The following is a 9563-nucleotide window of genomic DNA, read 5'->3' on the forward strand; positions in this document are numbered from 1 at the left end:
AAGACAAAATAAAAAATTACTGAGAAAAGAGTAAAAAAGACTAAACCTTATAGCACAATTGTTTAATTTGTTGTATTATCAACATCAAACAAATATGTAAAGTAATAGTAAGGAAAAATAATTATTAAAATTGTAAAATGTGTCATAAAAGGAGGCAACGCCTTGGTATCATCGAAAGACGTCGCGAAACACGCAGGCGTATCTCAAACGACTGTCTCACGTGTATTGAATACGCCAGAATTAGTGAAAAAGCCTACTCTTGATAAAGTGATGAAATCCATTAACGATTTAAACTATATACCGAATGCACAAGCACGCTCCCTTGTGCAAAATAAAACAAATACGATAGCCCTCTTATCCGGACCACTGCACAACCCGTTTTTTGTCGATACCACATCCGCCATTATCACCTACGCTAATGAGAAGGGGTACCGTGTAAACGTCCAGTATGTAAACGATGAAAAACTGCCGGAAGCATATGCAGCTGCTTTTGAAAATAAAGTGGATGGTATCATTCTATCGTGTATTTTGATTGATGATCCGATATTTGAAAAGCTCAAACAAATGGATATTCCATTCATTACCTACAATCGTAAACATAAAAAAAATGAAAACTTTGTTGAAATTGACAATTTTGAGGCAGGATATTTATCGGCAAAACATCTGATTGAGCTAGGACATAAAACCATTGCATGGGTTGGCGGACCTTTGACAATCAGCTCATTTAACAACCGTTATTCAGGATTTCTTCAAGCAATCAAAGATTATAAAATACCATTGTCTGAACCATATATCTTCAACACGGATACTTCTAAACAAGATATTTCTGCTGCTTTTCAACGCTTAATGAAACTGGAGCATCGCCCTACGGCCATTTGTGCTGGTGCGGATTCTCTGGCATTAAATTTGCTAGACGATGCCATATGTGAAGATTTCAAAGTACCGGATGACTTAAGTATCATTGGGATTGATAACGTAGACATAAGTCAGCATGGTTTGATTCAATTGACGACAGTAGGCAGTATCTCACAGGAAAATCTAGGACTCTTAGCAATCACTGAATTGATTGAAATGATAGAAAATAAAAAAAATTATTGCATTCAAATAACTGAACCTGTTAAAATATTTAACAGAAGAACAACTAGAAAAATAGAAAATAAACAATAATCTTGTTTATTTCTTATTTGCAGAAAAATGAATACGTAACCATTCTAACTTTAACTTCTTCCACCTTTCCTTTGCAGGAAAGGAACACCAGAATTTTTTTGCTTTTCTCAAAAATGGTTACGTATTCATGAAACTGAATATACAAAGGGGTAGTATATTCGGTGGAATGTAAGGGATTACAAACGAAAAAGGGGGAGAAATTATTTTATGAAATGGAAAAATCGTCCACATGGTGAAGAATCACCATACATGCCAGCGGGTCCTTTTAAAATCAGGCTGCCTTTTATTCATTACCGGTTTGAATGGCCAGACTATGTTCAAGGTTTATTAATGTGTGCAGTAGACTTGGGGGCTATTACTCTATTAGGCCAACATTTACATATGCCATTTGAGGTTGCTTTAGCGGTTGTTGTATTAAATGGGCTCCTTTATTTATTTCACCATATTTTAGGTGATCCTGTAATTCCAGGATGGATTACACCGGCCATTCCGCTGATTGTCTTGTTTGTTACTCAATTTGATGAAGGGCCTGATCGAGTTTATGCACTGGTCGCCTTTCAGTTAACATTAGGTATATTATCCATCATTTTGGGTATTACCGGCTTAGCAAGTAAAGTTGTCTATATGGTTCCAAATGCAATTAAAACAGGAATCATACTTGGGGCTGGTATTGGAGCAGTCACTTCCGTTTTTGGAGCAGGCGGACAATTTGAAAAATTCCCGTTCACCATTTCGATTTGTATTGGATTTGCCTTTTTCCTTACTTTTTCCAAGTCATTTGAACGGATTAGAAAAAATAATAAAGGATTCTTATTTACACTATTAGGTAATCTTGGCATTCTACCCGCTATTTTTCTCGCCGTTTTTGTTGCTCCGCTATTTGGAGAAGCAAACTGGCCAGATATTCAATGGGGATTTAGTAAACCAGATTTTGCGACCTTGTTTGCGGAGTATACTGTTTTCGGATTAGGATTTCCGGCTGTTGCTTTTTTTCTAAAAGCAATCCCTGCCGTGCTGGCTACTTACCTAGTAGTTTTCGGTGATGTTCTTAAAACGAAAGCATTGCTTTCTGAATCCGATGCCATAAGAACCGATGAAAAAGTGGATTACAATCCAAACCGAGCACATTTAATTTTTGGTGGAAGAAACACACTGATGAGTATGATTGGTCCTGATATTACGATGTGTGGTCCAATGTGGGCTGCGATGCAGGTTGTCGCCATTGAACGCTTTAAAGAAGGAAAAAAAGCGATGAATTCCTTTTTTGGAGGAATTGGATCTTTCCGTTGGGGTACAAATACAGCCCTTTTATTATTGCCAATCGTAAGCTTAGTTCAACCGATTCTAGGTGTAGCTTTAGCTTTGACATTGCTTGTCCAAGGTTACGTAAGTGTCCGGATTGGGATCATGCAGGCGCGGAGTCAGCGTGATTTAGGAATAGCTGGAATCGTGGCTGCCCTCCTTGTCATCAAAGGTGCTTCATGGGCATTTGCAGTAGGAATCCTGCTTTGCTTCTTAATTTATGGTAAAGACTTCTTCAAAGGAGAAGTTGATCATACGTTTGTTAAAGATTCGTTGGAGACATCTAAAAATGAAGAAATGAAAGAGGTAAGTTAAATGAAAAAGCAATATTACGTTAACGGTGAATGGAAGACTGCAGAGAAATTTGCAGATCTCCACTCACCTTACTCTAAAGAAGTAATCGCTAAAATTCCACAAGCAACACGTGAGGAAGTAGAACAAGTCATTGAGATTGCCTACAATACAAGAAAACAAATGGAAGAACTAACTGCCTATGAGCGTGCTGCGATTTTAGAACATATTGCACAGCTATTCATTGAAAATCGACAAAAGGCGGCTGAAATTATCTCGTTAGAAGCGGCAAAGCCAATGAAAATCGCATTAGGGGAAATCGATCGTACGGTTGAAACCTATAAGTTTGCGGCTGAAGAAGCCAAACGATTAACGGGAGAAATGATTCCAATGGATGCTGCGAAAAATGGAGCAAATCGCTTTGGTTACACCATTGAGCAGCCAATTGGGGTCATTGGGGCAATCACACCATTTAACTTCCCGCAAAACCTTGTCGCACATAAAGTGGGACCTGCGATTGCGGCCGGAAATACAATCATTCTTAAGCCGGCATCACAAACACCTCTTTCAGCACTGTTTCTAGCTGAATTAATTGATCAAACGGCTTTGCCTAAAGGTGCCTTTAATGTCATAACCGGTAGTGGCAGAACCGTTGGTGATGCATTGGTGACCAGTGAAAAAGTAAAAATGATTACTTTTACTGGAAGTCCTTCTGTGGGCATCGGTATTCGGAACAAAGCTGGACTTAAAAAAGTTGCTCTTGAACTAGGCTCGAACGCTGGTTTAATTATTGACAAGAATGTTGATTTATCCCAAATCGTTCCAAAATGTGTTACTGGTGCTTTTTCAAATCAAGGACAGATTTGTATCTCATTACAACGTACCTATGTAATGGATGAATTATTTGATGAATTTATCGAGCAATTTGCAGCCGCTGCTAAGCAGTTAGTCATTGGGAGCCCACTTGCAGAGACAACTGATATATCCGCAATGATCAATCATGATGAACAAGACCGGGCGCTTAGCTGGGTACAAGAAGCTGTCCAAAATGGTGCTGAAATCGTGACAGGCGGCAAGATTGAGAATGGAGTCTTCTTGCCGACGATTTTAACGAATGTAGACTCTACACTCAAAGTATCTTGCCAGGAAGTATTTGCACCGATTGTAGTTGTAAATCGTATCTCCTCTGTTGAAGAAGGAATCGAAGCCATTAATGATTCAAATTATGGGCTGCAAGCAGGGATTTTCACAAATGACATCCAAACGGCATTCAAAGCTTCAAAAGAGTTTGAAGTAGGCGGTGTCATGATTAACGATATTCCAACTTACCGTGTAGACCAAATGCCGTACGGAGGCGTAAAAGAAAGCGGCACGGGTAAAGAAGGATTAAAATATGCAATCCATGAAATGACGGAAACGAAACTTGTCGTTTGGAATCAAAATTAAGGAGTGACCAAAATTGTCTGAAAAAATTACCTTTACACCACTTAGTTATACCGGATGGGATTCTTTATCCCACCTTTTAGAAGAAGTAAATCGCTTCGATGTGAAAAAGATTCTAGTCATAACAGACCCGTTCTTATATGATATTGGATTAACAAATAAAGTTACAGATCCGCTTGAAGAAGCTGGCTATGTAACAGAAATTTATACGGATGTTGTACCGGAGCCCCCTTTAGCTATCGGAGAAAAATTGGTTGCTTACACCCGTGAAAATCTATTCGACATGGTCATTGGAGTAGGTGGGGGAAGTGCGTTAGATTTAACAAAGCTTGCAGGGGTATTAGCATCACATGAAGGTAAAGTAGAAGACTACTTAAACTTAACAGGTACGAAAAAGATTACAAACAAAGGTCTTCCTAAAATCTTAATTCCTACAACTTCAGGGACCGGTTCAGAGGTGACGAATATTTCCGTTCTATCTTTAGAAACCACTAAAGATGTTGTAACTCATGACTACTTATTGGCTGATGTTGCGATTGTGGACCCTGCATTAACGATTTCATTACCTCCAAAAGTAACAGCGGCAACAGGCGTTGATGCACTTACACATGCAGTAGAAGCTTATGTTTCTAAAAATGCGAGTGTAGTTTCTGATGCATTAGCATTGCAAGCCATCCGCCTTATCAGCAACTCGATCCGTACAGCTGTATCGAATGGCCAAGACAAACAAGCTCGTACTGATATGAGCTACGGAAGTTACCTTGCAGGTCTTGCCTTCTTCAATGCTGGAGTTGCTGGTGTTCACGCGTTAGCTTACCCTCTCGGGGGCCAATTCCACATTGCACACGGTGACTCAAATGCAGTATTGCTTCCATATGTATTTGGCTATATTCGCCAAAGTTGTGAAAAACGGATGAAAGATATCTACGATGCAATGGGCTTTAGTTCTGCGAATCTTTCACAAGAGGAAGCATCATATCGATGTGTAGCCGAATTAAAAAGATTAGTAGAAGATGTAAATATTCCATCTTCTTTAAAAGGATTTAACATAGCAGAGGATGCTCTTGAAAGCTTAACGAATGATGGGGTTAAGCAAAAACGTATTTTAGCACGTAGTCCAATGCCTTTATTAAAAGAAGATATCTATACCATTTATAAAGCTGCATTCGACGGAGAAGTTGTTGAAAAATCGAGAGATTGGAAGATTGAAGTTCATAATTGAAGTTTTATGAAACTAGCAGTGCGGTTCAATTCGCACTGCTAGTTTTTATGAAATCAGTTATGACTTAACCCATTGGAGTCCGCTCACCTTATTTAGGTTGTTCTATGAACTGGAAAAAGGATCATTAAATCATGGAAATTTTTCCATTCATTGCGACACTAAGATGGTAAATATTTCACTCAATTTATTTTTCCCTGACAATCAGGGCTGAAATCCAGCCTTCGATCCCGTTTGCGGTTTGAACTTTTAGCCAAGTAATTCCTTTGGAATCTACTTGTTCTTCATTCAAAAAGTGCATTATTTCTCCATTTGTAATAGTGTATAGATGAGGCGCGGTTAGTGTGGGAGCTTCACGAATATTTCCGCCTTCTTCATATTTCTTATTTAATATTAATTCTTTTTGATTAGGGGAAGCCACGGATGCTTGTACGTGCACATGTTCTTGGTTTAACCATATCTCAACTTTCTGCCATTTTTCTGTATACCACTCACTTGGATTGTTGATGATTGCTGCAGTAAGCAAGATTACTAAAGTTGTGGCAGAATAGAAGGTCCATCTTTTAATTCTTGTCCTATTCCTTTTCCGTTTCATGAAAAACTGAATGATTTTGTTGAAAAAACTTTCGAACAAGGCAAACATTCCTTCAATCATATCAATCCAAACAGATATGCCAGCTTTTCCTGCTTCTCTCCGGCTTCTTTGAATCGTGCAAAGAAGTGCCATGATCGGGTAAGAAATGGGATAAAGCATTTTTTTCAACAAACGGCACAACAAGTTTAAGAAGGGAGGAACCATGTACAACAAAATCAGCCTTGCGAGCTGCAGCACCACAAAGAGGGCCAAAAAAATACGTAACCATTCCGGAAGGACAGAAATAAGTGACCAGATCCAAAACAGCTTACTTAAAATGGATTCCACAATCGCTAATCTCCTTTATATAAATAGGATGAAAGTTCTCTCCTTGGACCAGCAATCTGTTTTTTTCTATTGATGTTTTCCAAATTGACGGGGAGATAGGGGAATAGTTTTTTTAGCTTGGCCAATCTTTGTTCTGCCTCAAACTGGTTAACAGTGTGATCATTGATCAAGTTTAAAAGTTGTTTGTTTACCTCATATTTGAAGGCTTGATTTTGGCTAAACTCCGATTCCACTAACCGCTTTGCCATTTCATTCTTTTCTCCAAGCTTCCCTGCAGTGATAAAATCACCTGCTTGAAGGGCTTCTTTAATCGAGGCCGAAATCCGGCGCGCTTCCTCCAAGTCCAGAGCTTCTTGATAGGCGGATAGTTCTGCGTTCCGGTCTAAATCGGCTATCGCCTCATCATGGCGCTGGTCCCGAATACCTTGCCGGATCAAAACACGAACATTTCGAACCACAATACCAGCCTCTCTTAACACCTTGACCAATCGCGAGGTTTGAAAAAATTCTTCAATATGTCTGGCAAAACTCAGATCCTCTTCAATAGGAAAAAATCTTGCTTCCGACTCCACCCAGAAGGGCAGATTATTGTTAAAAATGTTGCCAATTTCTCCTGCATTTTGTTGAACTAATCGTTCGGGGTGTTCAACGGCAATATCGATAAATAAATTGACAGAAAACCTTCTTCCTCGTGTTGCTGAAGGGACTTCCTCCTTGTAGGTGATAGTTTGCTGCTGCATATTGACAGTATAAACCCTATTATATTTGCCAATCCGCAATTCACTACGTGACAAACGATCTCCATTTTTAACTGCATAGTATTCGTTGTGATTATTAACATAAACAAAGGCAGAAGTCATAGACGACGCAGGCGGTTTTTCCAAAAAGCTAAATTTCACTTCTTTAACATCTTCAATAAATTGCATTAGGTTATTCCCTCCAGGTTAACTATTTTCATTGAGAGATCACTTACCCTTGTCTACATTCTATGCAGACAAGTGGAAGAAAAGCCCTCAAATCTATGCAGAAATTGGGGACTGAGGGAGTTTAAGTAATATAAAAGTGGGAAGTGAGGAATTTGGAACCAGTATTTTGATAGAATTAGATTTACTAAAACTAATGAATTTGACTTCAATACAAGTTTGTAATTGGATAAATACTAGTGACATATAATAAAATATTAATTGTCTCCCGGACAACCGATGGCATTAACATACAATGTTCATGCTTTTTTTATTAACATTAAAAGGCTGGAGACATAAAATAAACAAAAGATTGCAAACTTTTTTCTCCTGTTTTATTTTCAAAAGTCCACTAGTCAATTAATTTTATTCATACTTGAAGCCTTTTTATCGAATGAACCATGTTAGGGATTTATAGGGGGTTTGGTAATGAGTAACAAGGATCGCATTTTGAAAAAGGAAGGGCGGAAGTTTCCAGGGGCGACCTATTCAGAGGTAGTATTGGCACCTGCTTATGAGCACGCTAAGCAATCCTTACTAGAGCCGATGCTGGCAATCCATAAAGCCCACCTGATTATGCTGGTGAAACAAGGGTTATTGCAGGTGAGTGATGCTTCCCGAATCCTAGCCGGTATTTGTGCAGTTGATAAGGAGAAACTTCTTCAATCCACCTATGATGGACAATATGAGGATCTTTTTTTCCTTGTTGAAAGTCAAATTATGAATGTTGCCGGAGAAATGGGTGGAAGTTTGCACCTTGCTCGTAGCCGGAACGATATGGGTGTGGCCATGTACAGGATGGTTCTTAGGGACAAGATTCTCATCGCCACCCGGTCGCTGCTCTCGTTTCAAGAAACTCTTTTGAGGGTGATTGACACCTATAAGGAAACCATTGTCCTAGGGCATACTCACACACAGCAGGCCCAGCCGATGACGTTTTCCCATTATCTTCTAGGAATGTACGATGTCGTTGACCGTGACTTGAAAAGATTAAAAGCAGCCTATGATACATGCAATGCCAGTCCTCTCGGCGCGGCGGCACTCACTACGACCGGATTTCCAATTGACCGAAAAACAGTCGCAGAGCTATTAGGATTTCCGAAAATCATCAAGAGTGCCTATGATTCAATTGGCGGAGCCGATTATTTAGGGGAAATTGCAACAGCGATACAATTAACCTTTATCAATCTCGGACGGTTTTCCCAAGATCTTCTCTTATGGTCCAGCCAGGAATTTTCAGCGATTCGAGTGGCAGACCCTTATGTTCAAACAAGTTCCATTATGCCGCAGAAAAGAAATCCTGTTTCACTTGAGCATATTCGTGCATTAAGCTCAAGCGGTATTGGAAATGCTCAAACCGTACTTCAAATGTTACATAACACACCATACGGTGATATAAACGATACCGAGGATGACCTTCAGCCGTATTTATGGAAGGGCCTGCACCTCATTGATCAAGTATTTCGGTTAACAAAAGTGGTGGTTGGAACACTTGAAGTAAATGAAGCACTGTTAAAAAGAAGGGCCCAAGAAAGTTTTGCAACGATAACGGAATTAGCAGACACGCTGTTTAGGGAAGCAAACATACCGTTCCGAACCTCACATTCCATAGCCAGCCAGGTGGTGAAAATTGCCTTGGCAAGGGGACTGAATGCTACTCATGTCACATCTGTACTCGTAGATGAAGCGGCAATAGCAGTTAGCGGAGTTTCGTTGAATTTACCGGAGGAGGTCATTCGCACAGCAATGGACCCAGAACACTTTGTTAAAATTCGGTCACTTCCTGGCGGACCGGCACCGGAGGAAATGAAGCGGGCGATTGTGGATAGAGAAGCTAGTTTACAGTCCGATATTTCTTTACACTATACAGAGGTTAATCGAATTAAAGTTTGTATGGAAAAACTTGATCAACTAACAAGTCAGTGGGGCAAAACAGATGAAGACAACCAACATATTTAAATCTTGATGATTTGAATATGTTGGAGTGCCTTTTTTATTTAACTTTAATCCATACTTTACACATAGGAATTATAGGTTTATAATAAAATTAATCTAATAAAAAAATGTAATGAGACTGAATTTAAAGTTGTTTTTTCAAGGGAAAACTATTTAAAAAACTGAAGGAGTGTTTATGATGAGAAAAAACGAGGAAAAAAAGCGGCAAAAACTTATCAATAAACTCATTTTTTTAAACGTATATAACAAAGAAGATCAACAGCTTTATAATCTGCCACTGTCCAAATTAGAATATGAGTAT

General features: G+C 39.2%; 8 protein-coding genes. 6 read left to right on the forward strand and 2 right to left on the reverse strand.

Going from position 1 to position 9563, the window contains the following annotated elements; all coding sequences use genetic code 11:
• The first annotated feature begins 162 nt into the window (after positions 1 to 162).
• The 4 genes from V7659_RS27230 (at position 163) to V7659_RS27245 (ending at position 5425) form a co-directional block, all read left to right on the forward strand.
• Positions 163 to 1167, forward strand: a complete 1005-nt coding sequence (locus V7659_RS27230) for a LacI family DNA-binding transcriptional regulator (RefSeq protein WP_335543205.1) — start codon at positions 163 to 165, stop codon at positions 1165 to 1167.
• Between the two features lie 207 nt (positions 1168 to 1374).
• Positions 1375 to 2784: a hypothetical protein gene (locus V7659_RS27235; RefSeq protein WP_335543206.1), complete on the forward strand. Its 1410-nt coding sequence runs from the start codon at positions 1375 to 1377 to the stop codon at positions 2782 to 2784.
• Complete coding sequence (locus tag V7659_RS27240) at positions 2785 to 4206, forward strand: aldehyde dehydrogenase family protein (protein WP_335543207.1); 1422 nt, start codon at positions 2785 to 2787, stop codon at positions 4204 to 4206.
• Positions 4207 to 4219: 13 nt separating this feature from the next.
• The gene (locus tag V7659_RS27245; RefSeq protein ID WP_335543208.1) at positions 4220 to 5425 is read left to right on the forward strand and encodes an iron-containing alcohol dehydrogenase; all 1206 of its coding nucleotides are present in this window, start codon (positions 4220 to 4222) and stop codon (positions 5423 to 5425) included.
• A gap of 184 nt (positions 5426 to 5609) precedes the next feature.
• Here the strand turns inward: V7659_RS27245 and V7659_RS27250 are convergent, their stop codons facing one another.
• A complete protein-coding gene (locus V7659_RS27250; protein ID WP_335543209.1) occupies positions 5610 to 6344 on the reverse strand; it encodes an SH3 domain-containing protein in 735 nt (244 codons plus the stop codon).
• A gap of 5 nt (positions 6345 to 6349) precedes the next feature.
• On the reverse strand, positions 6350 to 7270 hold the full coding sequence (locus V7659_RS27255; RefSeq protein ID WP_335543210.1) for a hypothetical protein: 921 nt from the start codon (positions 7268 to 7270) through the stop codon (positions 6350 to 6352).
• 465 nt (positions 7271 to 7735) lie between these two features.
• On the opposite strand from V7659_RS27255, the gene argH reads away from it, so the two are divergent.
• Positions 7736 to 9265 (forward strand): argininosuccinate lyase, encoded by a 1530-nt coding sequence (gene argH / locus V7659_RS27260; protein ID WP_335543211.1) that lies wholly within the window; start codon positions 7736 to 7738, stop codon positions 9263 to 9265.
• Between the two features lie 175 nt (positions 9266 to 9440).
• The coding region (locus tag V7659_RS27265) for a Fur-regulated basic protein FbpA (protein ID WP_335543212.1) at positions 9441 to 9563 on the forward strand (123 nt) is incomplete at its 3' end.

Origin of the sequence: Neobacillus drentensis (assembly GCF_036966985.1) — a bacterium.
GTDB lineage: Bacteria > Bacillota > Bacilli > Bacillales > Cytobacillaceae > Neobacillus > Neobacillus drentensis_E.

Excerpts from the sequence above, each read along its gene's own strand:
- V7659_RS27235 (WP_335543206.1), top strand. The coding sequence starts at position 1,375 with ATGAAATGGAAAAATCGTCCACATGGTGAAGAATCACCATACATGCCA.
- V7659_RS27240 (WP_335543207.1), top strand. The coding sequence starts at position 2,785 with ATGAAAAAGCAATATTACGTTAACGGTGAATGGAAGACTGCAGAGAAA.
- V7659_RS27255 (WP_335543210.1), bottom strand. The coding sequence starts at position 7,270 with ATGCAATTTATTGAAGATGTTAAAGAAGTGAAATTTAGCTTTTTGGAA.
- argH (WP_335543211.1), top strand. The coding sequence starts at position 7,736 with ATGAGTAACAAGGATCGCATTTTGAAAAAGGAAGGGCGGAAGTTTCCA.